This is a genomic window from Microbacterium sp. SL62, assembly GCF_026672635.1.
In the GTDB taxonomy this organism is placed as follows: Bacteria; Actinomycetota; Actinomycetes; order Actinomycetales; family Microbacteriaceae; genus Microbacterium; species Microbacterium testaceum_A.
The window spans coordinates 1,411,200-1,436,441 of the sequence record NZ_JAPPRM010000001.1 but is presented as its reverse complement, the minus strand read 5'-3'; the positions used below and the strand labels follow the sequence as shown (position 1 = coordinate 1,436,441).

Sequence of the window (25,242 nt, the reverse complement as noted above, 5' to 3'; positions counted from 1 at the left end):
GTCACTCGATGAGCTCGTCGTCGTCCTCGCGAGAGAGGGTGATCTCTTCGGCGGCTTCGAGTTCGCGGATGACGCGGACGACCTCGGCGCGCGCCTCGTCGACCTGCCGCATGCGGACGGGCCCCAGCGCTCGCGTCTCCTCCTCGAGGTTCTCGCGGTTGCGCTCGGTCATGTTGCGGCGGATCACCTCGCCGATCTGCTCGTCGGCGCCCTTCAACGCGAGGGCGAGGACCCGCAGGTCGATCCCGCGCAGCACGCGCTGGGCGTCGCGGTCCTCGAGTCGCGCGATGTCGGCGAAGGTCAGCATCCGACTGCGCACCTCTTCGGCGAGCACGTGATCGCGGTCGTCGAGCCCGGCGAGCAGCGCCTTCTCGAGGGCGGTGTCGGATCGGTTGATGATGTCGACCAGCGGTTGGACGCCGCCGATGGCCTCGTGCGCCTCGCGCATGCCGAACACGCCCGTGCGCGCGCGCAGCGATTCGGCGACGACGGTGATCGCCTCCTGCGAGGCGACGCCGAGCTCCGCGATCGCCTGGGCGACGTCGGTGCGCAGGGGGTCCTGCAGGGCGGCCAGCACGGCCGCCGCCCGGTCGGCCCGCAGGTTCGCCAGCACCACGGCGACGGTGGTCGGCATCTCGCCGTCGAGGATCGTGGCCAGCTGCGTCGGATCGGCGGCGTTGAGGAAGTCGAATGACACCACCCCCTGCGACAGGACGCGACCGACCATTCCCACGGCCTTCTCGCGGCCGAACGCCGTCTCGAGCAGTCCCGTGGCGAACTGCTCGCCCCCGCGGCTCATGAGCGATCTGCCCGAGGCGATGCGGCGAAAGTCGGCGAGAGCGTCCGCGGTCGCGGCCGTGTCGACGCTGCCCAGCTGGGCGAGCTCGCCCGCCAACAGCTCGGCGCGTGCCTCGCCGAGGTGGCGCAGCACCTCGGCGCTGGTCTCGCGATCCATGTTGAGCATGACGATCGCGGCTTTCCGCAGCCCCGAGAGGGGGGTGCGGGCGACGGCGAGCACCTCGGTCACGGCGGTGGGCGCGACCTCGGCGACCGCTTCGGGGCGGGAGTCGAGCAGGCTCATACCATCGCCTCATCCATCATGTTGGCGAGCGCCTTCGCGGCGTTCTGCGGGTCGCTCTTGGCCAACTGCTCGACCTCGCGTCGACGCTGCTCGACCAGGACCTGCGGAGCTTCGGGCTCTTCCTCGATGTCGAGGAGCGTGGGGAGGACCTTGGTCGGCGGGACGGCGGGGAGGGCGATCGGCTCGGCGAGGCCCTTGAGGGTCTTGAGCTTCTGCTCCTCGGTCTCGGTCATCGACGCGAAGTACTCGATGGGCCCGTCCTCGGTGTACAGCGTGCGGCGCTTCATCCGCCGCCGCACCAGCAGGGCGACGACGACGATGACGGCGGCCAGCACGATCGACCCGCCGATGATGGCGGTGCGCACGATCTCCGACTGCACCTGCGCGGCCTTCTCGTCCTCCGCGGCCTGGAGGGCTGCGGCCGCGGCCGCGGCGGCGCTCTGGCTGAAGTCGACGAACTCCACGGTCACCGTGTCGCCGCGCGCGGTGTTGATGCCGGCGGCGTTGGAGACGAGGGCCTGAACCTGTTCGGCGGTCACCCCCTGCACCGAGCCGCGGTCGAGCGCGATGCTGACGGTCTGGCGGGTGACTTCTCCGGCCGGGGTGGTCGTCTTCTCGGTCGTCTTGTTGACGGCGTTGTTCCGTGTGGATTCCTCGGACTCGAACGACCCCGAACCGCCGGCGTCGGGCACGGCGATGTTGTCGGGGCCGAGGATCCCCGTTCCCCCCGCCTGTCCGCCGGTCGAGGTCTGCGTGCGGGTCTGCTCGTTCGTCATCACGCCGCCCTCGGGCGCGGTGTACGTCTCGTCCATGCGCTCGGAGGTCGAGTTGGCGACGTCGGCGCTGACGCTGACGGTGGCGTTGCCGGGTCCCACGATGGTCTCGAGCATCTTGGTCACCGAGCCCGCGACCTTGGCCTCGTGATCGGAGGCCTGCGTGCTGGCGGAGCCGGTGAGCCCCTGTCCCACGGCGGCGAGGACGCGTCCCGACTGGTCGGTCACCGCGACGTCCTCGGGCGTCATCCCCGGGATGGAGGCGCTGGTCAGATGCACGATCGCGGCGATCTGGTCGTCGTCGAGACTCGACCCGCCCTGGGTTTTGAGGAAGACGGATGCCGTGGGGTGCTGCTTGTCGGCGACGAACACGCTCTGCTCGGGAATGGCCAATTGCACGGAGGCCGCGGTGACCCCTGACATCGCGCCGATCGTCGCCGCGAGCTCGCCTTCGATCGCGCGCTTGTAGGTCACCGACTGCTGGAATTCGCTCGCCGTCACCCCCATCTTGTCGAGGAGGGTGTAGCCGCCGGTGTTGTCGGTGGGCAGGCCTGCGGCCGCGGCCGCCAGTCGCTGCGGGTAGACCTGGGCGTCGGGGACGAGGACCGTCGCTCCGCCCTCGGTCAGTTCGTAGGCGACCCCCGCCGACTTCAACTGCTCGACGACGGCGGACGCGTCGCTCGGGCTGAGGCCGGTGAACAGCGGACTCATCTGCGGTTTCGCGAGCCAGCTGCCCAGCGCGATGACGCCCATGACGAGCAGGGCGGCGCCGATCACAGCGATCGTGCGCTGGGCGACGGTGAAGCCGGCGACGATTCTCTTGAGACGCTCGAACGAGTTCGTGAGCACGCGCGGCACGGTCAGGCCTGCATCCGCATGACGTCGTTGAACGCGGCGACGCCGCGATCTCGGACGGCGACCATGAGGTCGAGCGTGACGCCGGCGCGCGCCGAGGCCAGCGTGGCCTTGTGGATGTCGTCGAGGTCTCCGGTGACGGCCTGCACCGCGAGCTCGTTCGAGGTCGACTGCAGGGTCTGCAGGTTCTCGACCGCGGAGGCGAGCGAGGTCGCGAACGACGCTCCGCCGACGCCGGCCGAAGCCGGGGCGGCGGTCTGCTCGAAGCTCAACGGGCTGAGGGGCGTCACGCCCACCGCCGCGGTCGGGTCGATGGCAAGGCTCATCAGCTTCGTCCGATCTGCAGGGCCGCTTCGTAGCTGGTCTTGGCGCGGTCGATGACGGCGGCGTTCGCCTGGTAGCCGCGCTGGGCGAGGATCAGCATGCTCATCTGGTCGCCGAGGTCGACGTTCGGGTACTGGACGTAGCCGTTCTCGTCGGCGTAGGGGTGCTCGGGTTCGTAGACGAGGCGCCCTTCCGCCGTGGAGTCGCGCACGCCCGTGACGTAGACGCCGGGTGTCCGGCTCCCCTCGGCCACGGTGACGTACTTCTCGCGGAACATGTCCTGGCCCGCGGGGGTGGCGGTGTTGACGTTGGCGATGTTGTCGCTGATGGCGTCCAACCACTTGCGGTGGGCCGACAGGCCCGTCCCCGCGATGCCGATCGCGTCGAAACTCATGCGGAGGCCTGCCCGATCGCCTTGGTGATGGATGCCGCTTGGCCGCTGAGCGCTTGGGCGGCGAACTGGTAGCGCAGCACCGTGTCGATGTTCGACATCGTCTCGGTGTCGAGGTTGACGTTATTGCCGTTGAGGCGGGTGGGCTCCAGCGATCGCTGCACGATGGCCTCGACGCGTCCGGAGCCCTGCTCGACGGCGCTCTTGAGCCGGTCCTCGAACGACACGCGCTTGGCGTGGTAGTCGGGGGTGTTGACGTTCGAGATGTTCTCGGCGATCGCGCGCTGCCGGATCGACAGCGCGTCGAGGGCGCTGGACAGGGCGGTTGAGGTGACGGATTCGAGCACGCGGCACTCCGGTCGAAAGCGAGCCGATCCGTGGCCAGGCGATGAGCGATCCGTGCTCGGCCCCGACTATCGCGACGCGGACGCCCCGGCGTAACCGCGTGCGCCGGATGCGGAGGGATGCCGTCCCGCCCCGCCACGGCTCTGACGGGCGCGGAGCGACCCGGTCACCCGCGCACGTCGAGGTAGACGGGTCCGCTCGTCTGCGTCGGGGGGATCCGCCGGAGGGTTGCGAGCTCGCGCGCGACCTCGGCGCGGGCGACGCCGAGCGCTTCGATCTCGCGGAGTTGCCGCTCGAGGATCGCGCGCGCGCGAGCGACGAGGTGCTCGGGCGGAGGACCGGCGGGGCGCGCGAAGGCCTCGGGGACGTGCTCGTCGCCGCCGTCGAGGGCGCGCTCGAAGGTGTCGAGGAGTGCGGCCCAGGCCGCGGCGTCGTCGGTCACGAGGGGGTCACGAGACCGTGAGGGCGGCGGCCGCGGCGTGCCAGGCGTCGCGGAGCGGGGCGATCAGGGTCGCGCACTCCTCGGTCGCCGCTTCGTCCCGACCGACGTTGGCCACGATGAGGCGGCCCGTGATGTAGGTGTAGAGCCCGCGCAGCCCGTCCGACCCGTCCCAGTTCGCGTCGAGCGAGCCGCTGAGTTCGGCGATGATCGCCTGGGCGTGCGTGAGGTACGTGCCGGCCGAGGGCCAGTCACCGGCGGACTGGGCGACGCGCGCGCGTTCGACGTCGACGAGCAGCCGGTCGTACAGCATGGTGACCAGACGCTCGGGGGTCGCGGACGACACCTGCTGCTCGAGGTATTCCTGCTGCGCACGGGCGAGGGTGGTGACGGGCATCGTTCTGTCTCCTGTTCGCGGTTACTTCGACGACGGGGTGAGGGCGGCCAGCTGCGAGGTGAGCCACGAGGACTGCGACTGCAGTCCCGACAGGCGCACCTCCATCGCGGAGTACGTGCGCTCGAGCGTGGCGCGCCGCATGTCGAGCCGCAGGTCCATGCGCTCCACCTGCTGCTGCAGCGTCTTGACCTCCGTCTGCTGACCGGTGATCCGCTGCGTCAGCAGGCCGTCGTACTTGTCGGAGTACTGCGCGGTGGCCGCCTGGACGCGATCCGAGACGGCGGAGAAGACCGCCTGCGTGCGGGCGGGATCGGCCGTCATCGCCGCGGCGAAGGCGTCCTGGTCGAAGGTGAGCGTCCCGGCCTTGTCGACGCGGATGCCGATCGTCGACGGCGAGATCCCGTCGACGGGGCTCTGCACGGCGCCGGCGAGCGCGCCGCGAAGGGCGCGCACCGTGCTGTCGCCGGTGAACACGCCCAGCGTCGTCGCGGCGCCCGGGGCGGCGACGGTGGCTTTGGACCCGTTGTCGATGCGGGTCAGCAGGGCCGCGATGTCCTTGACGAACGCGGCCGCGGTGTCGGATTGGGCCTTCGGGTCGGCGGCGACCGTGATCGTCACCGGCTGCGCCGACACGGCGCGCACGGTGAGGTCGATGCCCTCGCCGATCCCGGCGAAGGTGTTGGTCGAGCTGGTGACCTTCTGCTCGGCGGCGGTCCCCGCGAACAGGCGGATGACCGCATCGGTCCCCTGCGCGACGATCGCGGCGCCCGCCTCGGTCGCGACGTCGGGTCCGGTTCCGGCGGCGACGTCGGCGGCAGTGCCGCGGCGCAGGGTGAAGGCGGCATCCGCCCCCGTCGTGCTCGCGGTGATCTGCACGCGCGACAGCTGCTGGCCATCGGCCCCTCGGCCGCCCGGCACCACGGTGGCGGTGACGCCCGCGCCCGCGGCGTTGATCGCGGCGACCAGATCGCCCGGCGCGCTGCCGGTCGGCGAGATCTCTGTCGCCGTGCCGTCGGCGGCGACGAGCGTGAACGGTCCGGCGAAGGCATCGGCTGAGCCGGGAGCGGTGACGAGGGCGTGGGCCACGGCGAGGGCGTCGACCACGACGGCGGTCGAGAACGCACGGGCCTTGTCGCCGGCCGTGACGGTGACGGCGTCGGCGGAGCTCGTCGCCGTGAAGCGCGCGAGCGAGGTCGCCGATGCCGCGGTCTTCGCCTTGTCGGCGAGGCTCTGCAGCGAGGTGTTCAACGATTGCAGGTTGCTGATGATGGTGGTGCGGTCGGTGATCTTGTTCGTCACCAGGGTCTTGGGGATCGCCGCGACGTTCATCAGCGCGTCGATGACCTCTTTGGTCTTCAGACCGGATGCCAGACCGTCGATGTTCATGGTGTCTTTCGTCTTCCGTCTGTGCAGCGATCCCGGGTGAAGCGACGCCCGGGCGAGAGGAATCCCCCGCCCGGGCGTCGCCGGCGCGTCAGCGCTGCGGATCAGCGCAGGAGCTGCAGGACGCCCTGGCCCGACTGGTTGGCCTGGGCGAGCATCGCGGTGCCCGCCTGAGCCAGGATGTTCGAGGCCGTGTACTTGACCATCTCGGCCGCCATGTCGGTGTCGACGATGCGGCTCTTCGCGGCGGACAGGTTCTCGGCCGAGACCTGCAGCGAGTTGATGGTCGACTCGAAGCGGTTCTGTGCCGCACCGAGGCCCGCGCGCTGCGACGACACCTCGTTGATCGCGGTGTCGATCGCCGTGACGGCGGCCGCCGCGGTCGTAGCGGAATCGAACGCGAACGCCGCGGTCGGGGCGTGCGTCGACGATGCGCCAGCTGTTCCGTAGGTGATGTCGGTGATCGACGCGAGAGCGGTCTTCAGATTTCCGCGGGAAACGGTGATCTGCGACGACGCGTCGCCGTTGGCCCCGACCTGGAAGCTCAGGGCGTCGCCGCCCTTGAGCAGGTCGATGCCGTTGAAGTTCGTCGAGTCGGCGATGCGGACCAGCTCATCGGTCAGCTGCGTGACCTCGGTCTGGATCGCCTTGCGCGAATCGGCGTTGTTCGAATCGTTGCCCGCCTGCACGGCGAGGTCGCGCACGCGCTGCAGGATCGAGTGGACCTCGGTCAGGGCGCCTTCCGCGGTCTGGATGACCGAGATGCCGTCCTGGGCGTTGCGCGCGGCCACGTTGAGGCCGTTGACCTGCGAGCGCAGGCCCTCGGAGATGGCGAGACCGGCGGCGTCATCGGCCGCGCGGTTGATGCGCAGACCGCTCGAGAGCTTCTCGAGCGACTTCGACACGTCGTTCTGGTTCGACGACAGGTTGCGGTACGCGTTGAGAGCACCGACGTTGGTTGCGATCTGAAGACCCATGTTGTTCCTCCGTGGATGGGGTATTCGAAGCGGGGCCGTCCGTGGCCCTGCACCCCCACCATCGCGACGGGGCGGGCCGTGCGTAACCGAGGTGCGCGAAGAACTCCGCGGGGCCGCCCGCTCGGCGGCATCCGGGCGGTCGGATCAGGCCGGCAGCGCCAGTCCCGCCAGGTCCACGCTCGACGACGCGGCCGTCTGCGGGCCGCGGCCCGACGGCGCCGGCGCGGAGCCGAAGACGCCGTCGAAGAAGGCGGCCTTCGTGGCCGTCGAGCGATCGGGCGTCGTACCGTTCTCCCACGCGTCGAGGGCCTCGCGCATGAGTCCGAGACCGACCCGTCGAAGCTTCGAGACATAGGCGTGGCTGACCGCGAGATCCGCGGCGACGTCCTTGACCATCCGCTCGTCGAGGTAGACCCCGCGGATGACCTGGCGCATCTGGTCGGGGAGGGCGTCGACGATGCGCTCGAGCATGCGCTGCTTCTCGGCCTGCTCGACGGCGTGCTCGGGCAGGATGACGCTGTCGGTGAGGTCGGCGACCTGCCGGGAGTCGTCGTTCTCGAACTGCACCTCGAAGCTCGTCCCGGTGCGGACCATCTCGTCGAGGACCCGCATCTTCGCCACGACCTCGGCGTCGAGGCCCGATTCGGCGGCCAGCTCCGCCACGCTCGCGGCCCGCCCGGTTCGCACCCGTACGAGCTCGTCGGCGACGCGCACCCGCTCGATCTTCTCGCGACTGCGCTCGCCTGCCGGGTCGGCGGCGCGCATCTCGTTGAGGATCGCCCACGTGATCTTCGTGCGCGCGTACGCGCCGAACGGGATGCCGCGGGCGGGCTCGTACTCCATCGACGCGGTGGCCAGGCCCAGGTACGCCGCCGAGAGGAGATCGTCGAGATCGACGTGCTGCGCGCTGCGCGCCTTCTCGACGGCGAGGTACTTCGCCAGGGGCAGGTTCTCCCGGGCGAGACGCTCCGGCGACATCGGGGTCTCGGACTCACGGGGGGCAGTGACGCTGCTCAACACGGGTGCTCCTGCTTTTTGCTTGTTTACAAGCAGAAACTAACACACTCCGGAACCGCTCCCCGCCCCGGGTCCCGGCCCCGGGGTTCAAGCCGACGCGGGACGTCGCCGTCGGGTCGCGGCGAGCGCGCTCAGGACCGCGCCATCACCCGGAGATCCACGACGGTCACGGGCGCCTCGCCGATCGGCAGGGTCGCGAGACGGGGGTTCCAGATGACGAGCGGAGCCCCCGCGTCGACGTGGCACTGGTCCTCCGCCAATCCCGAGCGCGCGCGGAGGCCGTGCCGGTTCAGAAGGCGCGAGAAGCGCTCCCGCTCGTTCCATCGCCAGCCGCGCACCGGACTCACGAGCACCCCCGCCTGCACGCGTGGGAACGACGGGTGGGCGAACGCGCGCGGATCGCGATGAAACTGCTCGAACGCCGCGTCGCACCCCTCCTCCTCGAGGGCCCGGGTGACGCGACGCACGTCGTGGTCGAGGCGCACGAGGGCGGCACGCGTCCCCACGCGCATGGTGGCCGCGAGCGTCAGGACGAGCCGGGAGTAAGGCCCGAGCGTGCTCACGCGGCCCCAGGCCACGCCGCGATGCGGGATCATCCCGTGCGCGCGCAGCCAGCGGTCGAACACCGCATCGGCGTGCGACTCCGATCGACCACCCCGGACGCGGGACTCGTCGGCCAAGCGCGCGGAGACGATCCGAGCGCGTAAGGTCGGTGCCGGGGAGCCGGGGTCGGCGAACTCGCGCAGGGCATCGGCGGTCGCCAGCTCGTTGAGTCGGGCGAACCGCGCCACCATCTCTGCGGCGGTCATGCCGGAGCGCAATCCCGCTCCGTCCACCGCCACGGCCCGCGCGTCCCACCCCATTCGCGCCAGCTCCTTTTTTGCACGTTTACGAGCGAACATAGCACGCTCCAGGCCGGCCGCCGCGCCGCGACGGCGAGAGGCGCCCCGCGCGCGCTCCGCGGCGCGTCCCCCGCGCCGTCGACCCCGGTGCTCGCGGTGTTACTCTCACGCCATGTCGCGCGTCTCCGGCGCGGTCGCACGGGTGCGCACCTCCGCACTCGGGGTGACCGCGGGTCTCATCGGCTGGTTCGTTCTCGTGGAGCTGGCCAGTGGCATCCTCCAGGGTTTCTACATCCCCCTGTTCCCCGAGATCGTCACGCACCTCGGGATCCGCGACGCCGACATCAACTGGTTCGAAGCGGCCCAGCTCCTCGTGTCGGCCCTGGTCCTCCCCGTCCTCGCCAAGCTCGGCGACATGTTCGGGCACAAGCGCATCCTGCTGCTCTCGGCGATCGCCACCGCTCTCGCGAGCTGGGCGCTGGTGTTCGCCGATTCGTTCGCGACTTTCCTCGTGGCGTGGGCGTTCCAGGGGTTCTACGTCGTCTGGCTGCCTCTCGAGATCGCCCTGATCTTCGACCGCGGACGCCGCCAGCAGCGCGGAGTGTCCCAGACGCGCCGTGCCGCCGGACTCCTCGTCGTCGGCCTGCAGTTCGGCGGCATCCTCGGCGCTCTCGCCGCCGGTCGCTTCTTCGCCGCGAGCGGGGGCGACCTCCAGCTCTCTCTGGCGATCCCGGCCGTCGTGGTGACCCTCATCAGCGTCGCGATCTGGCTCGGGGTGCCCGAGTCCGAGCGCTCGAGCGAGCCGCGCCGCCTCGACGTCGGCGGCTTCGTCATTCTCGCCGGTGCTCTGCTGTTCATCACCGGGGCGCTGTCGTTCGTGCGCCTGCCGGCGGGCCCGGGCCCCCTCGTCATCGGCGGCCTCCTCGTGGTCGGTGTGATCCTCGGCGCGCTCTTCGTGCGCTACGAGCTGCGCCAACCCGATCCGGCCATCGACATCCGCATGCTCCGGCGTCCCGAGATGTGGCCCGTGCAGGCCACCGCCTTCCTCGTCGGGATCAGCCTGCTCGGGGCTCAGGGGCCGCTCGTCACCTACATCGGCACCGACCCCGCCCTCGGCTACGGCCTGGGCCTCGACGCGACGCAGCGCTCGAACGTGGTCGGCGCCTACCTGCTCTCGCTCATCGTCGGCGCCGTCCTCTTCGCCGCCACCTCGCGTCGCGCGAGCCCGCGCGTCATGCTCATCGGGGCCGCGGCTCTCGTCGGTGTCGGGTACGCCCTCCTCCTCCCCCTGCACGACCAGCTGTGGCAGGTGCTACTGAGCCTCGGCATCGCGGGTCTCGGCGCGGGCGCCCTGGTCGCGGCGATGCCCGCCGCCGCCGCGGCGGCGGCTCCGCGCGGACAGACGGGCGTGGCCTCGGCGATGACCAACACGACCAAGACGATGGGCGGCACCATGTCGTCCGCGATCTTCGGCGTGGTGCTGGCCGGCGGTGCGGGAGCCGCGATCGGAACCGCCGCACCGTTCGCCGGCTACGTCACCGTGTGGATCATCTGCAGCGCGGGCGGCCTGCTCGCCGCCGTGCTGCTGTTCTTCGTCCCGAAGGTCGCGTTCTCGGACGCCGCGGAGGTCGAGGTCGCCGCCACCGCGGCGCGCGGAGAGGTGGGCTGACCCCGCTACCGGGCTGCCTTTCGCCGCTGTCGACCGCGGCGCGGTCGCCCCCGGGTCAGCGCGTCGTCAGGGGCCCGCGCGCGAGCAGGTGCTGCGCGGACTGGGCCACGGGACGCAGGGTGACCAGGTCGAGGTTCACGTGACCGGGGGCGTCGAGGGCGTACGCGATGACGTCGGCGACGTCGTCGGCCAGGAGCGGCGCCTCGACACCCTCGTACAGCTTGTCGGCGGCATCCTGATCTCCGCTCAGGCGGTTGAGGCTGAACTCCTCGGTGCGCACCATGCCGGGGGCGATCTCGATGACGCGCAGGGGTTCGCCGTTGAGCTCCTGACGCAGAGCGTGCACGAGCATCGCCTCGCCCGCCTTGGCCGCGTTGTACCCGCCGCCGCCCGGGTAGGCCGTCTGCGCGGCGGTCGAGGTGACGAAGAGCAGGTCGGCGTGGCCCCCGGCATCGGCGGCCGAGCGCAGGAGAGGCAGAAGGGATGCCACGAGCCGCTGCCCCGAGAGCACGTTCGCCTCGAACATCCAGCGCCAGTCCTCGGGGTCGCCGTCTTCGACGCGGTCGCTGCCGCGCGCGCCTCCGGCGACGTGCACGAGCGCGTCGAGTCCGCCGGTCTCGCGCAGCCAGGTCGACAGCCCGGCGACGTCGGCGGCGTCGGTCAGGTCGGCCGCGTGCGCGACGACCCCGGTCTCGGTCTCGAGGGCCGCGAGGCGGTCCGCGCGACGGGCGACGCCCACGACCTCCCACCCGCGCGAGCGCAAGAGGCGCGCCGTCGCCTCTCCGATACCCGAACTGGCCCCGGTCACCACTGCGCGTCGTGTCATGGCATCCACGCTATCGGTCCCCTCCGACACCGGGCCGCGGCGCGGTGTTACGGCCCGTGTCCCCACCGGTTGTCGGTGTCGGAGGCTGTCCCTACGCTCGCAGCAGGCCACGGCGACCGCCCGGCCTCCAGAAGCTGAGGAGCAGTCATGTCGGTACCCGAGAACTGGCGTTTCGAGACCAAGCAGATCCACACGGGCGCGCAGCCCGACCCGGTGACCAAGGCCCGCGCCACCCCGATCTACCAGACCACCTCGTACGTGTTCGACAACGCCGACCACGCCGCGAATCTGTTCGCGCTGGCCGAGTTCGGCAACATCTACACGCGCATCCAGAACCCCACGCAAGACGTCGTCGAGCAGCGCGTCGCGGGCCTCGAGGGCGGCACCGGCGCCCTCCTCGTCGCCAGCGGACAGGCAGCCGAGACCTTCGCCGTCCTCAACATCGCGCAGGCGGGCGACCACATCGTCTCGTCGAGCTCGATCTACGGCGGCACATACAACCTCTTCAAGTACACCCTCGCCAAGCTCGGCATCGAGACGACCTTCGTCGAGAACCAGGACGACCCCGAAGAGTGGCGCGCGGCGGTGCGCCCGAACACCAAGCTGTTCTTCGCCGAGACCATCGGCAACCCCAAGATCAACGTGCTCGACATCCGCTCCGTCGCCGACATCGCCCACGACGCCGGGGTGCCCCTCATCGTCGACAACACGATCGCGACCCCGTACCTCATCCGCCCCTTCGAGCACGGCGCCGACATCATCGTCCACTCGGCGACCAAGTTCCTCGGCGGGCACGGCACCACGATCGGCGGCGTCATCGTCGACGGCGGAACCTTCCCCTGGTCCGAGAACTCCGAGCGCTTCCCGGGCCTGACGACCCCCGACCCCTCGTACCACGGCGCGGTCTACACGCAGGCGGTCGGCGACGGCCTCGCCTACATCATCAAGGCGCGCGTACAGCTGCTGCGCGACCTCGGAGCCTCGATCTCGCCGCAGAGCGCGTGGCAGCTCATCCAGGGCATCGAGACCCTGTCGCTGCGCATCGAGCGCCACGTGCAGAACGCGCAAGAGATCGCGGAGTGGCTCGAGTCGCACCCCGACGTCGCGACCGTCAACTACTCCGGTCTGCCGACCTCCCCCTGGTACGCCGCGGCCAACAACTACGCCCCCAAGGGCGTCGGCGCGGTGCTGTCGTTCGAGCTGAAGGGCGGCGTCGAGGCGGGACGCGAGTTCGTCAACTCGCTGAGCCTGTTCAGCCACCTCGCCAACATCGGCGACGTGCGCTCGCTGGTCATCCACCCGGCGTCCACCACCCACTCGCAGCTCACGCCCGAGCAGCAGCTCACCGCCGGCGTGACTCCGGGCCTGGTGCGCCTGTCGGTGGGGCTCGAGAACATCGACGACCTCAAGGCCGATCTCGACGAGGCCCTCGCCGCCGCGCGTCGCCTGTCCGAGGCTGCCCGCGCCTGACCCGCACGCGCCGAACGCCCCGCCCCGGGCTCCCCGGGTCGGGGCGTTCGCGCGTGTACCGACGTGCGTGTGCCGACGCGCGTGAGGGGTCGGAACGTGTCGCCCAGCCGCGTGCGAGGCGACCAGAACCGCCCCCTCACGCGGCGGGGGTCACACCTTCTGCCGGGGCCGCAGGCTTCCCAGGCCCCCGTCGACGCCCAGCACCTGGCCGGTCATCCACGCGTTCTCGGGCGCGAGGAGGAACTCCACGGCGCGCGCGACGTCGTCGGGCTCGCCGAGGCGACCGAGCGGGTGCATGGCCTCCGAGACCTTGCGCGACATGTCGCTCGAGGTGAGCTTCTCGGTCAGCCGCGTCTGCACGAGGCCCGGCGCGACGGCGTTCACGCGCAGTCCGTGCGCGGCATAGCTCGCGGCGGCCGAGAGCGTCAGACCGATGACCCCGGCCTTCGCCGCGGCGATCCCGTCGTGGTTCGGCAGCCCCGCGAGGGCAGCCGCCGACGACACCAGCACGACCGCTCCCCCGTCGCGCATGTGGGATCCTGCAGCGCGGACGGCGGCGAACGCCGTGGTCAGCGAGGCGGCGATGAGCTCGTCGTATTGTTCGCGCGAGGTCAGGTGCGCAGGCTTGAGCAGCATCGAGCCCGCGAACACCGCGATGCCGTCGAGCTCGCCCGCCTCGCCGACGACGCGGTCCACGGCGTCGAAGTCGGTGGCATCCAGGGTGAAGTCGGGTTCGATCCGCGAGGAGTCCCGCGCGGTGGTCGCGACGCGGTGTCCCGCGTCCTGCAGTCGTTTCGCCGTCGCCTGACCGATGTCGCTCGAGGCCGCGATGAGGAGGAAGTTCGCCATGCCCGGATCATGACGACCCCACCCGGGAGGGAACGGGTTCTTGACAAGCGCCGTCGCCGTGGTCCGCGACTGTAACAGTCCGGTCGACCCCTCCGACACCGGAGAGAATGGATGCCATGGACTGGCAGATCTCCGAAGACACGGTGCCCTCGGCCCCGGTGACGGAGGCCGACGCCCGGTCCCTCCTCGGCCGCCCTCCCGCCACCGGCGCCTGGCGCGACGGCGACCCGGTCGGCGACCGCCGCTTCGCCGCGTTCGGGGCGTTCGAGACCGAGAGCGGCGAGTCCCTCCCGGCGTTCCGCCTCGCCTTCGAGACGTGGGGCGAGCTCTCCCCCGCGGGCGACAACGCGGTCCTCATCCTGCACGCCCTCACCGGCGACAGCCACGTGCGCGGCGCGGCCGGGCCCGGCCATCCCACGGCCGGGTGGTGGAGCGACCTCGTCGGCCCCGGCGCCGCGATCGACACCGACCGCTTCTTCGTGGTCGCCCCGAACATGCTGGGCGGATGCCAGGGCTCGACCGGCCCCGCGAGCATCGCGCCCGACGGGTACGAGTGGGCCTCGCGTTTTCCGTACCTGACGATCCGCGATCAGGTCGCGGCGCAGGCCCTGCTCGCCGATCGCCTCGGCATCGGCAGCTGGTACGCCGTGGTCGGCGGCTCGATGGGCGGCATGCACGCGATCGAGTGGGCCGTCGGTCACCCCGACCGTGTGGAGCGTGCCGCGATCCTCTCGGCCCCGCCGATCACGACGGCCGACCAGATCGCGCTGAACTCCGTGCAGATGGACACCGTGCGGGTCGACCCCCGCTTCGCGGGCGGCGAGTACTACGACGCGGGCGACGGGGACGGCCCGCACCGCGGTCTGGCGCTCGCCCGCCGCATGGCCCTTCTCAATTACCGCAGCCCCACCGAGCTCAACTCGCGCTTCCAGCGGTCGTGGCAGTCGGGGGTCAGCCCCCTGGGCCGCGGCGGACGCTTCGCGGTGGAGTCGTACCTCGACTTCCACGGCAACAAGTTCACCCGCCGCTTCGACGCGAACAGCTACCTGACCCTGGTCGAGGCGATGAACTCGCACGACGTCGGCCGCGACCGCGACGGCGTCGAAGACGCCCTCGGCCGCGTCACCGCGACCACGCTGGTACTCGGGATCGACAGCGACCGCCTGTTCCCCATCGACGGCCAGCACCGCATCGCCCGCGGGGTCCCGCACACGCTCGACGGCGACAGCGCGGTCGTGCTCTCGAGCGACTTCGGCCACGACGGCTTCCTCATCGAGACCGCCGCGGTCGCCGCGCACCTGCGCCGCCTGCTCGCGAGCTGAGCATTCCCGGATGCCGTGAGCCCGCGGCATCCGCGATTTCGGTCGACCCGCGAGCGCGCTCGCGCCCGCTTCAACGCTGCGTCGGGATCGAGCCGGTGATCGCCGTCTGCGCGGCCTCGGCCGCCGGCATCCGGTGGGTGGGGTGACGGCCGGTGCGATCTTCGACGCGATAGGCGAGCACGGCGACGACCAGTCCGCCGAGGGCCAGGACCGCCCCCACCCACGCGGGGGCCACGAGTCCCAGCCCCGCGGCGATCGCGAGGCCGCCGAGGAACGCTCCGAGGCTGTTGCCGATGTTGAGCGCCGAGTGGTTGAGGGCGGCGGCGATCGACTGGTTGTCCTCGGCGACGTCCATGAGCCGCGTCTGGATGGCGGGGCTGAGCGCCGAGCCGCAGAAGGCCACGAGGAACGCGAACAGCACGAGACTCACGATCCACCCGGCGGTCAGGGCGAGGCCCACGGAGGCCGCGCCCAGCGCGATCAGCCCGGTGAACAGCCAGAAGCGCAGGTCTTTGTCGGCGAGCGCTCCTCCGACGATGTTGCCGATCGTCATGCCGATGCCCACGAGCACCAGGACGAGCGAGACGGCCCATTCCGGCTGGCCCGCGACGTCGGTGATCATGGGCGCGATGTAGCTGTACATCGCGAAGAAGCCGCCGAATCCGACGGCGCCGATGCCGAGCGCGAACCACACCTGTCCGAGCCGGAAGACCCGCAGCTCGTCGCGGAGGCGTCGACCGGGCGTGCCCGGGTGCTTCGGCACGAAGAACGCGATGCACAGCGTCGCGAGGGCGAAGATGCCCGCGACGACCGCGAACGCGGCACGCCACCCGACCTGCTGGCCGAGGAGGGTGCCGAGCGGCACGCCCACGACGTTCGCGATCGTGAGGCCCGTGAGCACGAAGGCCACGCCCTTGGCGCGGTTGCCCGGGCCGAGCACGTCGGCGGCGACGAGGGCGCCGATGCCGAAGTACGCCCCGTGCGGGAGTCCTGCGAGGAAGCGGGATGCCGCGACCAGCTCGAACGTGGGGGCGATCACGGTCAGCAGCGTGAAGAAGGCGAGCGCTGCGGCCAGCACGATCATCACGCGGTGCCGCGGGAAGCGCGCGACCGACCCGGCGATGGTGGGGGCTCCCACCACGACGCCGAGGGCGTACAGCGAGATGAGCCACCCGGCTTGGGCGATCGCGTCGTCGGGCGACGCCGCGTAGGCGGTGGGCAGCAGGTCGCGGCCGATGTTGGGCAAGAGGCCCATCACCACGAACTCGGTCATGCCGATGCCGAAACTGCCGATGGCGAGAGAAAGGAGCGCCCGCATCGCCGCACCTCTCGAGGTCGTCGAAGAGGTCACCAGCCGATCGTAGTCGGCCGGCGAGGGTCAGGTCGAATCGTTTCGAGAACCGGGAGTGGCGCCCGCGCGGTTCAGTCCTCGCGACGCTCCAGCGCGTCCTCGAGCCGCTCGATCTTGCCGTCGAGCTCGCCGGTCCGCCCGGGGCGGATGTCGGCCTTGAGTACGAGCGAGACACGAGAGCCGTAGGGCATCACGGCATCCGTCGCCGCCTTCACGACGGCGAATACCTCGTCCCACTCCCCCTCGATCTCGGTGAACATCGAGGTCGTGCGGTGCGGCAGCCCCGACGCGCGCACGACGGCGACCGCCGCGGCGACGGCGTCGTGAACCGAGGCGTCGGGGTTCTCGGCGGCGAGGGTGCCGACGCCGGAGGGGGCGACGGAGAAGGCGATGAGCATGGTCCGAGCCTACGGCGGCGACCCGCCGGGCGGAACGGGCTCAGCGCCCGGACGGAACCCGCGCGGGGATCGGCCGGCGCCCCGTCACGATCTCGCGCAGCCCCGCCGGCGGACGCACGCGCCCCGTGGGCACGCGCACCACGCGCACGATCGCCCATACCAGCAGGACCAGGGCGAGCAGGTTGCGCGCCTCGAGCACGACCACGGGGAAGGGGTTCGGGTGCGTCGCCATCAGTCCGTCGTACATCAGCGGGTACATCCACTGCGTGAGAGCGGCGATCACGAGCGTCATCCCCGCGAACGCGTACCAGCGGCGACGGTCGATCATCAGGCCCAGCACGACCGGGGCGAACAGCCACACGTAGTACTGCGGCGAGCCGACCTTGTTCAGCGCGATGAACGCGGTCACCAGGGCCAGCGAGAGCGGGGGGAACAGCGAGAGGAAGGTCGCTCCGCGGCGCATCTTCATCACGCCGACGACGGCGACGGCGACCATCGTGAGCAGCATGATCGGGGTCATCGCGGCGATGAGGGGCTCGGCGCCCGGCCCGGTCACCTGGAAGGTGAGTACGCCGCCGTCGTAGTAGACCTCACTGCCGGGCACGTAGAAGGCCGCCAGGAACATGTACAGGCCGCCGACCGGCGCCTCCATCTGGATGCCGCGGGACGTCTGGTCTCCCACGAAGCCGAAGACGTAGGGCGCTCCGCCCAGCGCCACGACGGGGATGATCGTCGCGAGCGACACCGCGACCGCGCCCCCGATCAGCGCCAGGCGACGGCGCACGACGATGAGACCCGTGGCGAGGATCGCGGCGGGCCACACCTTCATCCACACCGAGATCGAGAGCAGGAGCGATGCCACGAACGGGCGCCGCAGCATCCAGATGCTGCCGAGGATCGCGAACGGCACCGTGATGCCGTCGATGCGATAGAGCCCCACGGGACCGATGAGGAGGATCGCGGCGAGCCAGAACCATGCGGCGAGCACGCGACCCGTCGAGCGGCCCGTGCCGACCAGCACGACGAAGGCGACGAGGTTGAACAGGGCGACGGTGATCGCCCACGCGGGGGTGTACCCGACCGCCCAGGCGAAGACCCACGCGAACGTCATCGGCAGGAAGGCGAGCTGCGGGTAGATCCACTTCTCGGTGATGCCGGGCCACGCCCACGCGTCGCTGCGCGTGCACGAACTCACGTCGATGCCGCCGAAGAGCGCGCAGCGCGACCAGGGTTCGTATACCAGGTACACGTCGCCCATGGGCTCGTTGGGCTGCTGATAGCCCAGGATCCCCACCACGACGTGTACGGCGACGAACGCGACAAACAGGGGAACGACACGCCTCAACACCGCCTCATCCTAAGCGGGCGGGGCTTCCCGACCCGGACGGCCGGCGGCGCGACCCCCGTCGTCGCGCGGTGCGCGGGGGCGAACCGTTACGTGATCGAGTCCCGCAGGACGGCGGCCACGACGCCCGGGAGGGCCTCGGCGACATCGAGCGCCGCGATCGGTCCGCCGCCTTCTTCGAGGGCGAGGGATGCCGCCCGCCCGGCGCGTCCGTGCAGCCACGCGGCCGCGGCGGCGCTGGTGGCGAGGTCGCCCACGGCGTCGCGGCCGGCGGCCACCGACCCGGCCAGGACGGCTCCGAGCACCCCGCCGAGCACGTCACCGGTGCCCGCCGTCGCCAGCCACGGGGTCCCGGCCGACACGCGACGCGTCCACCCGCCCGCGGCGGCGACGATGGTCACCGCCCCCTTCGAGAGCACCACTCCCCCGAACGCCTCCGCCGTCTCGCGAGCCGCCGCCTCTCGCGCGTCGTCGTCACGGGCGTCGGCCGCCGGCATCCCGAGGCTCTCGCGGAGCCGGTCGAGCTCCCGCGCGTGCGGGGTGACGATCACGGGGGCCGTCGCCCCCGGCACGAGATCGAGCGCTCCGGCGTCGACGACGACGGGGATCTCTCCCGACAGGATGCCGCGCAGCGCCGCGGTCTCGGCGGCGTCGCGCTCGGCGGCATCCGTCCCCGATCCGATGACCCACGCCTGCACGCGCCCGTCCGCGGTGACGGTCTCGGGGCGCCGGTGGAGCACGAAGTCCTGGGCGCGCGCGGGGCCGAGGTATCGGACCATCCCCGTTCCCGTCCGCCAGGCCCCCTCGACCCCGAGGACCGCGGCGCCCGGGTATCGGGCCGAGCCGGTGCGCAACCCGACGACTCCGCGGGAATACTTGTCGTCGTCCGCCGTTGGCTTCCGCAGTGCACGGGCGACGTCCTGCCCGTTGAAGTCCTTCGCCGTCATGGCGTCACCCTAGAACGCAAAGGTCCTCATGAGTTCCCTCTTCACACCCCTGTCGATCCGCGGTACCGAGATGCGCAACCGCCTCTGGGTCTCGCCGATGTGCCAGTACAGCGCTGTCGAGGGAGTGCCGAACGAGTGGCACCACGTGCACCTCGCGCAGTTCGCGGCCGGAGGCGCGGGTCTGGTGATCGCCGAGGCGACCGCGGTGGCCCCCGAGGGGCGGATCTCGCCCGAGGACGCGGGCATCTGGACCGACGCGCAGGCCGAGGCGTGGGCCCCGATCGTCGCCGCCATCCGCTCGCGCGGAGCGGTCGCCGGAGTGCAGCTCGGCCACGCGGGCCGTAAGGCCTCGACCACCTCGCCCCTCACCGGCGGTCGCGGCACGGTCTCTCCCGCTGAGGGCGGCTGGACCACCGTCGCCCCCTCGGCTCTGGCGTACGACGCCTTCGCCGCCCCCGTCGCCCTCGACGCCACGGGGATCGAGAAGGTCGTCACCGACTTCGCGGATGCCACCCGCCGGGCCGTTCGCGCCGGCTTCCAGGTCGTCGAGGTGCACGCCGCCCACGGCTACCTGCTCCACCAGTTCCTCTCGCCGCTCACGAACCACCGCGACGACGAGTACGGCGGATCGTTCGAGAACCGTGTGCGCCTCCTCGCGCGGGTGACCGAGGCCGTGCGCGAGGCCGCGGGAGAGGCGGTCGTGTTCGTCCGCTTCTCGGCCACCGACGCCGCCGACGGCGGCTGGGACGTCGCCGACACCGTCGCGGCCTCGCGTCTCGTCGCCGACGCGGGCGCCGACCTCATCGACGTCTCCAGCGGCGGCCTCGTGCCCCATCAGCACATCGTCCCCGGGCCCGGCTACCAGGTCGACTACGCCGCGACCGTCCGACGCGAGACGGGCCTGCTCGTCGCGGCCGTCGGCATGATCGACGACCCGACCTTCGGCGAGCAGATCCTCGCCGACGGCCGCGCCGACGCGATCCTCTCGGCCCGCGAATGGCTCCGCGACCCGCACTACGCGCTGCGGGCCGCGGCCGAGCTGGGCGCACCGAGCCCCGCCCCCGCGCAGTACCTCCGCGCGTACTGAGGCCCGCCGCACCCGCGCACCCCGGCCGACATCACACGCAACGACCGCACCCTCACCCGAAGACACCGGATGCCACGAGGCCCAGGCCCCGTGGCATCCGGTGTTCTGCGTTCAGACGAAGCGACGACGCTCGGTGGCGTCCTGCACCTCGCCGACGAGCTCTTCGATCACGTCTTCGAGGAAGAGGACCGACTGCACGTCGCCGCGGTCGTCGCGCACCTGGGCGAGGTGACGACCGGAGCGGCGCATGAGGGCCAGGGCGTCCTCGAGATCGGTGGTCTCGAGCATCGACACCATGTGGTGCACGCGCTTGGCGGGGATGGGGCGGGCCATGTCGGCATCCGATCCCTCCGCCGCGCGCAGCACGTCCTTCAGGTGCACGTAGCCCGTGGGGTGTCCCGTCTCGTCGACGATCACGTACCGCGAGTATCCGTGCTGGGCGACGGCGCGCTCGATCTCGGCCGGGGTGGTCGTCTCGGGCAGCGTCACCAGGGCGCTCACCGGCACCGCGATGTCGGCGGCCTTCTTCTCGGTGAACTCGACCACGGCGGTCACCGTTCCGGCGGAGTCGTCGAGCACGCCCTCGCGCCGCGACTGCGTCACGATGGTCGCGACCTCGTCGAGCGTGTAGGTCGAGGCGGCCTCGTCCTTCGGCTCCACGCGGAACAGTCGCAGCACGTGGTTGGCCGTCCAGTTGAGCGCCACGATGATCGGGTGGAACGCCTTCGAGACGGCGACCAACGGCGGGGCGAGCATGAGCACGGCGCGATCCGGGAGCGAGAACGCGAGGTTCTTGGGCACCATCTCGCCGAACACCACGTGCAGGTACGACACCACCAGCAGCGCGACGACGAAGCCGATCACGCCGACGGCGGCCTCGGGCAGCCCGGTGAGTCCCAGCGGCCCCTCGAGCAGGTGGTGGATCGCGGGCTCCGAGACGTTCAGGATCAGCAGCGAGCAGATCGTGATGCCCAGCTGGCAGGTCGCGAGCATGAGCGTCGCGTGCTCCATGGCGTACAGCGCGGTCTTGGCCGCGCGCGAGCCGCGGTCGGCGTGCGGCTCGATCTGCGAGCGGCGCGCCGAGATGACGGCGAACTCCGCGCCGACGAAGAAGGCGTTGGCGGCCAAGAGGACCACCAGCCAGGCGATTCCGGCCCAGTCGCTCATCGCTGGTCACCGCCCTTCGCCGCGCGCACCAGCTCGTCGACGTCCTGTTCCACCGGGGTCGGCGTGAACTGCACGCGGTCGACACGCCGGCCGTCCATGCGCTGCACGGCGAGTCTGCCGTCTTCGAGATCGACGGTGTCGCCGACGACGGGGATGCGCTCGAGCGCCGCCATGATGTAGCCGCCCACCGTGTCGTACACCTCTCCCTCGGGCACGCGCACGCCGGCGCGGTCGAGGGCCTCATCGGGCCGCAGGTCGCCGGGGAACGTGACGGACGCCGCCGAGCGCACGACGCCGGCGCGCGAGCGGTCGTGCTCGTCGAGCACCTCGCCCACGATCTCCTCCACGAGGTCTTCGAGGGTGACGACCCCGGCTGTTCCGCCGTACTCGTCGATGACGATCGCCATCTGGTACCCGCGCGAGCGCAGCTCGGACACCAGCGCGTCGAGGTGCACGGTCTCGGGTACGCGCAAGGGCTCGGTCGACAGAGCGGCGACGGGAACCTCGCCGCGCTTCTCGCGAGGCACACCGATCGCGGCCTTGAGGTGCACGACGCCGACGATGTCGTCCATCGACTCCCCGTACACGGGGAAGCGGCTGTGCCCGGTGCGGCGGGCGAGCTGCACCACGTCGTCGGCGGGGTCGCCCGCGGCGAGCGCGTGCACGCTCGGGCGCGGGGTCATGACGTCGGCCGCGCTGAGGCGCGCGAAGGTGAGGCTGCGGTCCAGCAGCGAGGCCGTGTCCTTCTCGAGCATGCCGGCGCTGGCCGATCGCTTCACGAGGCTCGACAGCTCCTCGGCGGACCGGGCTCCCGACAGCTCCTCTTTGGGTTCGACGCCCATCGCGCGCAGCACGCCGTTGGCGCTGCCGTTGAGCACGACGATCGCGGGCTTGAACACCGCGGTGAAAGCGACCTGGAACGGCATGACGAGCTTGGCCGTCTGGCGCGGGATGGCCAGCGCGAAGTTCTTGGGGACGAGCTCGCCGAGGATCATCGAGAGCACGGTCGCGAAGCCGACGCCGATGACGGCGGCCACCGAGACGGTGAGCGCCTCGGGGAGCCCCCACGACTGGAAGACCGGCCGGAGCAGGTTCGAGATCGCCGGTTCCATCGTGTAACCGGTGAGCAGCGTCGTGAGCGTGATGCCCAGCTGCGCGCTCGACAGGTGCGTCGAGGTGATGCGCAGGGCATCGATGGTCAGCGACAGACGGGTCTCACCCGCGGCACGACGGGACTCGAGGTCGGCACGGTCGAGGTTGACGAGGGCGAACTCGCTCGCGACGAAGAGTCCTGTTCCCACGGTGAGCACGAGCCCCACGCCCAGCATGACGAAATCCATCAGGCATCACCCCCGCTCGATCGATCGGCGGAAGAGGGTCGTTGGGGCCTGGGTCTACAACTGGGAGGGTCGTCCATCGTGACGTCGATTCTATTGCAGCCCCGGGCGTGCGGCATCCGTCTCGTGCTCGTCTTCGGCAGTCGAGAAGATGGACGAATGGATGCCGACACCCCGGCGCAGCACCGCGCCGCCGCCGCGGAACGAGCGGTGCTCGAGCGCTACCTCCACCGCTACGGTCCGGTCGCCTGGGCGCACGCCTCCGTCGCCGACGCCCGCAGCGCCCGGACGTGGCACTACTGGTGGCACGCCCACCTGATCCACCTGCTCGCCGACGCCGAGCGCAACCGCCCCGACCCGCGGCGCCGCCGACTCCTGCGCCGACTGGGCCGCGGCGTGACGCTGCGCACCATCGGGCGCTGGACGACGCCGTTCTACGACGACATCGCCTGGATGGGACTGGGACTGTTCACCAGCCGCGCGAACCCCCGCGCGTTCCGCAAGATCGCCGGGCGCCTGCACGAGGCGATCGACCCCGGTGTCGGCGCCCTCCCGTGGAGCGTCGGCAGCGCGCTGTACAACGCGCCCGCGAACGCCCCGGGGGCGATGGTGCTGGCCTTGACCGGTCACCGCACCGAGGCGGAGCGGCTCGCCGACTGGATGGCATCCACCCTCGACGACGACACGACCGGTCTGGTTCGCGACGGCATCGAGCACGACGCGGTGCGGCCCGACCTGTGGACCTACAACCAGGGCGCGACGATCGGACTCGAGCTGCTGCTGGGCGAGTCGGCGATCGACGAGACCGACGCCGCGTGGAGACACGTGCGCCGGGCGCGCGAGCTCGTGCACGCGGTCGAGCGGTGGTGCGCCGACGACGGCGGGCTCTTCCCCGCGGCCGGAGGCGGCGACGGGGGCCTGTTCGCCGGCATCCTCGCCCGCTATCTCGCCGACGCGGCCGCCGAGCTGTCCGAGAGCGAAGACGACGAGGGCGACGCCGCGGCGCACGCGGCCCGGCGACTGGTCGAGCGCAACGCCGACGCCCTGTGGGAGGGCCGCCGCGACGGGCTGTTTCCGGCCGACCCGCGCCGCGCGGCCGTCGCCGACGGCGACGACCTGGACCTCTCGGTGCAGCTGGGCGCCTGGATCACGCTCGAGGCCGCGGCGACCCTCGACCGCCTGCTCACCAGCTGACGGGGAGCGCCTTGCCCTCGTCGTACCCGGCGGCCGACTGCAAGCCGACGCGGGCGCGCTCGTGGAACTCGGCGACGGTGGCCGCTCCCGCGTACGTGAACGACGAGCGCACGCCCGAGGTGATCATGTCGAGCAGGTCCTCCAGGCCCGGACGCTGCGGGTCGAGGTAGATGCGCGACGACGAGATGCCCTCGGCGAACAGCTCCTTGCGCGCCCGCTCGAACGGGTCGAGCGCACCGAACCGTCCCTGCACCGCCTTGGTCGAGGCCATGCCCCACGACTCCTTGTAGATGCGCCCTCCGGCGTCGGTCTGCAGCTCTCCCGGCGCCTCGATGGTCCCGGCGAACCACGAGCCGACCATGACCGATGCCGCACCCGCGGCGAGTGCGAGGGCCACGTCGCGGGGGTAGCGCACGCCGCCGTCCGCCCACACGTGCGCCCCCACCGACCGTGCGGCTTCGGCGGTCTCGAGCACCGCCGAGAACTGGGGCCGCCCGACCGCGGTCATCATGCGGGTCGTGCACATCGCTCCCGGTCCCACGCCCACCTTGAGGATCGTCGCCCCGGCGTCGGTCAGGTCGGCGACGCCGTCCGCGGTCACCACGTTGCCGGCGGCGATCGGGATGCCGAGATCGAGGGCGGACACCGCGCGCAGCGCCCGGAGCATCTGGGCCTGGTGGCCGTGGGCGGTGTCGACGACGAGGACGTCCACCCCGGCGTCCGCGAGGGCGCGCGCCTTGGTGGCGACGTCGCCGTTCACCCCGACGGCCGCGGCGACGATGAGGCGCCCCCGGTCGTCGACACCCGGGCGGTAGACGGAGGCGCGCAACGCGCTGCGTGCGGCAAGGGTGCCGACCAGCCGGTCGCCGTCGACCACCGGCACGATGTCGACGCCCGCGGCCTCGATCCGCGCGAACACCTCGCGCGGGTCGTGCACGTCCGCCGCGTCGAGCGCAGCGGCGTCCCGACGAGCGATGTCACCCAGCGTGGCGTCAGGGAGGGCCGTGGCGAGGCGCCCCGCGGACACGATGCCCCGCACCGCGGACACGTCCACCACCCCGTCCTCACGAGCGACGGCCACGACGATGCCCCGACCGGGCACCGCCGGGAGGATGCGGCGGGCGTCGGCGACGGTGGCCTCGGGCGGGAGGATCAGGGGCGTGTCCCACGCGGTCGGCTGGGCCTTGACCCACGACACGGCCTCGACCAGATCTTCCAGCGACATGTCCTGCGGCAACACGCCGAGGCCACCGCGACGCGCCAGGGTCGCCGCGAGCCGCGTGCCCGTGACCGAGTTCATGTTCGCCGAGACGAGCGGGATCGTCGCCCCGCTGCCGTCGGCGGGGGCGAGGTCCACGTCGAGGCGGCTCCGCACCTCGGAATGGCGGGGGACGAGGAACACGTCCGAGTACGTCAGGTCGACATCGGGCTGCGCGCCGGAGAACTCCATGGCATC

At 71.6% G+C, this 25,242-nt stretch carries 25 protein-coding genes; 5 read left to right on the top strand and 20 right to left on the bottom strand.

Translation table 11 applies throughout. The features are described from left to right. Window position 1: 1 nt before the first annotated feature. The 11 genes from fliG to OVA26_RS06635 form a co-directional block, all read right to left on the bottom strand. A complete protein-coding gene (fliG, locus tag OVA26_RS06685) occupies window positions 2-1,081 on the bottom strand; it encodes a flagellar motor switch protein FliG (RefSeq protein ID WP_268103528.1) in 1,080 nt (359 codons plus the stop codon). Continuing rightward, window positions 1,078-2,703: a flagellar basal-body MS-ring/collar protein FliF gene (gene fliF / locus OVA26_RS06680; protein WP_326493356.1), complete on the bottom strand. Its 1,626-nt coding sequence runs from the start codon at window positions 2,701-2,703 to the stop codon at window positions 1,078-1,080. Before fliF ends, fliG begins: the two co-directional genes overlap by 4 nt. A gap of 11 nt (window positions 2,704-2,714) precedes the next feature. Continuing rightward, window positions 2,715-3,035: a flagellar hook-basal body complex protein FliE gene (gene fliE / locus OVA26_RS06675; RefSeq protein ID WP_056226977.1), complete on the bottom strand. Its 321-nt coding sequence runs from the start codon at window positions 3,033-3,035 to the stop codon at window positions 2,715-2,717. After that, window positions 3,035-3,427 (bottom strand): flagellar basal body rod protein FlgC, encoded by a 393-nt coding sequence (flgC, locus tag OVA26_RS06670; protein ID WP_056226975.1) that lies wholly within the window; start codon window positions 3,425-3,427, stop codon window positions 3,035-3,037. The genes fliE and flgC overlap by 1 nt, the downstream gene beginning before the upstream one ends. Beyond that, complete coding sequence (locus OVA26_RS06665) at window positions 3,424-3,771, bottom strand: flagellar basal body rod protein FlgB (protein ID WP_056226973.1); 348 nt, start codon at window positions 3,769-3,771, stop codon at window positions 3,424-3,426. The genes flgC and OVA26_RS06665 overlap by 4 nt, the downstream gene beginning before the upstream one ends. Before the next feature lie 164 nt (window positions 3,772-3,935). Continuing rightward, window positions 3,936-4,211 carry a hypothetical protein gene (locus OVA26_RS06660; protein WP_268103525.1) on the bottom strand — a complete coding sequence of 92 codons (276 nt, stop codon included), beginning with the start codon at window positions 4,209-4,211 and terminating at the stop codon, window positions 3,936-3,938. Window positions 4,212-4,218: 7 nt separating this feature from the next. Further along, window positions 4,219-4,605, bottom strand: coding sequence for a flagellar export chaperone FliS (fliS, locus tag OVA26_RS06655; RefSeq protein ID WP_056226969.1), 387 nt, complete (start codon window positions 4,603-4,605; stop codon window positions 4,219-4,221). A 21-nt stretch (window positions 4,606-4,626) separates the two neighbouring features. Then, window positions 4,627-5,991 (bottom strand): flagellar filament capping protein FliD, encoded by a 1,365-nt coding sequence (gene fliD / locus OVA26_RS06650; protein ID WP_268103523.1) that lies wholly within the window; start codon window positions 5,989-5,991, stop codon window positions 4,627-4,629. 101 nt (window positions 5,992-6,092) lie between these two features. Next, on the bottom strand, window positions 6,093-6,965 hold the full coding sequence (locus OVA26_RS06645) for a flagellin N-terminal helical domain-containing protein (RefSeq protein WP_268103522.1): 873 nt from the start codon (window positions 6,963-6,965) through the stop codon (window positions 6,093-6,095). Between the two features lie 144 nt (window positions 6,966-7,109). Beyond that, a complete protein-coding gene (locus OVA26_RS06640; RefSeq protein WP_268103521.1) occupies window positions 7,110-7,982 on the bottom strand; it encodes a sigma-70 family RNA polymerase sigma factor in 873 nt (290 codons plus the stop codon). Window positions 7,983-8,113: 131 nt separating this feature from the next. Further along, complete coding sequence (locus OVA26_RS06635) at window positions 8,114-8,791, bottom strand: hypothetical protein (protein ID WP_268103520.1); 678 nt, start codon at window positions 8,789-8,791, stop codon at window positions 8,114-8,116. Window positions 8,792-8,996: 205 nt separating this feature from the next. Between OVA26_RS06635 and OVA26_RS06630 the strand changes: the two genes are divergently transcribed. Next, complete coding sequence (locus tag OVA26_RS06630; RefSeq protein WP_268103519.1) at window positions 8,997-10,493, top strand: MFS transporter; 1,497 nt, start codon at window positions 8,997-8,999, stop codon at window positions 10,491-10,493. 55 nt (window positions 10,494-10,548) lie between these two features. On the opposite strand, the gene OVA26_RS06625 is transcribed toward OVA26_RS06630, so the two are convergent. Then, the gene (locus tag OVA26_RS06625; protein ID WP_268103518.1) at window positions 10,549-11,319 is read right to left on the bottom strand and encodes an SDR family oxidoreductase; all 771 of its coding nucleotides are present in this window, start codon (window positions 11,317-11,319) and stop codon (window positions 10,549-10,551) included. A gap of 147 nt (window positions 11,320-11,466) precedes the next feature. Here OVA26_RS06625 and OVA26_RS06620 point away from each other — a divergent pair, with 147 nt between their 5' ends. Beyond that, the gene (locus OVA26_RS06620; RefSeq protein WP_056226943.1) at window positions 11,467-12,789 is read left to right on the top strand and encodes a bifunctional o-acetylhomoserine/o-acetylserine sulfhydrylase; all 1,323 of its coding nucleotides are present in this window, start codon (window positions 11,467-11,469) and stop codon (window positions 12,787-12,789) included. Between the two features lie 150 nt (window positions 12,790-12,939). Here the strand turns inward: OVA26_RS06620 and OVA26_RS06615 are convergent, their stop codons facing one another. After that, window positions 12,940-13,638 (bottom strand): SDR family NAD(P)-dependent oxidoreductase, encoded by a 699-nt coding sequence (locus OVA26_RS06615; RefSeq protein ID WP_268103517.1) that lies wholly within the window; start codon window positions 13,636-13,638, stop codon window positions 12,940-12,942. 116 nt (window positions 13,639-13,754) lie between these two features. Between OVA26_RS06615 and metX the strand changes: the two genes are divergently transcribed. Continuing rightward, the gene (metX, locus tag OVA26_RS06610; RefSeq protein ID WP_268103516.1) at window positions 13,755-14,960 is read left to right on the top strand and encodes a homoserine O-acetyltransferase MetX; all 1,206 of its coding nucleotides are present in this window, start codon (window positions 13,755-13,757) and stop codon (window positions 14,958-14,960) included. 70 nt (window positions 14,961-15,030) lie between these two features. Here metX and OVA26_RS06605 read toward each other — a convergent pair whose 3' ends face one another. The 4 genes from OVA26_RS06605 to OVA26_RS06590 form a co-directional block, all read right to left on the bottom strand. Next, window positions 15,031-16,278, bottom strand: coding sequence for an MFS transporter (locus OVA26_RS06605; RefSeq protein WP_074694394.1), 1,248 nt, complete (start codon window positions 16,276-16,278; stop codon window positions 15,031-15,033). 104 nt (window positions 16,279-16,382) lie between these two features. Continuing rightward, window positions 16,383-16,709 carry a thiamine-binding protein gene (locus OVA26_RS06600; protein ID WP_056226935.1) on the bottom strand — a complete coding sequence of 109 codons (327 nt, stop codon included), beginning with the start codon at window positions 16,707-16,709 and terminating at the stop codon, window positions 16,383-16,385. 40 nt (window positions 16,710-16,749) lie between these two features. Further along, window positions 16,750-18,057 (bottom strand): glycosyltransferase family 87 protein, encoded by a 1,308-nt coding sequence (locus tag OVA26_RS06595; RefSeq protein WP_268103515.1) that lies wholly within the window; start codon window positions 18,055-18,057, stop codon window positions 16,750-16,752. 86 nt (window positions 18,058-18,143) lie between these two features. After that, on the bottom strand, window positions 18,144-19,001 hold the full coding sequence (locus OVA26_RS06590) for an ADP-dependent NAD(P)H-hydrate dehydratase (RefSeq protein WP_268103514.1): 858 nt from the start codon (window positions 18,999-19,001) through the stop codon (window positions 18,144-18,146). Window positions 19,002-19,029: 28 nt separating this feature from the next. Between OVA26_RS06590 and OVA26_RS06585 the strand changes: the two genes are divergently transcribed. Beyond that, the gene (locus tag OVA26_RS06585) at window positions 19,030-20,088 is read left to right on the top strand and encodes an NADH:flavin oxidoreductase/NADH oxidase (protein WP_268103513.1); all 1,059 of its coding nucleotides are present in this window, start codon (window positions 19,030-19,032) and stop codon (window positions 20,086-20,088) included. A 111-nt stretch (window positions 20,089-20,199) separates the two neighbouring features. Here the strand turns inward: OVA26_RS06585 and OVA26_RS06580 are convergent, their stop codons facing one another. Together OVA26_RS06580 and OVA26_RS06575 are read right to left on the bottom strand one after the other, a co-directional pair. After that, on the bottom strand, window positions 20,200-21,255 hold the full coding sequence (locus tag OVA26_RS06580) for a hemolysin family protein (protein ID WP_056226926.1): 1,056 nt from the start codon (window positions 21,253-21,255) through the stop codon (window positions 20,200-20,202). After that, window positions 21,252-22,595 (bottom strand): hemolysin family protein, encoded by a 1,344-nt coding sequence (locus OVA26_RS06575; RefSeq protein WP_268103512.1) that lies wholly within the window; start codon window positions 22,593-22,595, stop codon window positions 21,252-21,254. Before OVA26_RS06575 ends, OVA26_RS06580 begins: the two co-directional genes overlap by 4 nt. A 78-nt stretch (window positions 22,596-22,673) precedes the next feature. Here OVA26_RS06575 and OVA26_RS06570 point away from each other — a divergent pair, with 78 nt between their 5' ends. Continuing rightward, entirely contained in the window at window positions 22,674-23,786 is a 1,113-nt protein-coding gene (locus OVA26_RS06570; RefSeq protein ID WP_268103511.1) for a glycoside hydrolase family 76 protein, read from the top strand. On the opposite strand, the gene OVA26_RS06565 is transcribed toward OVA26_RS06570, so the two are convergent. Next, window positions 23,776-25,236: a GuaB1 family IMP dehydrogenase-related protein gene (locus tag OVA26_RS06565; protein ID WP_268103510.1), complete on the bottom strand. Its 1,461-nt coding sequence runs from the start codon at window positions 25,234-25,236 to the stop codon at window positions 23,776-23,778. The genes OVA26_RS06570 and OVA26_RS06565 overlap by 11 nt on opposite strands. Window positions 25,237-25,242 lie beyond the last annotated feature (6 nt).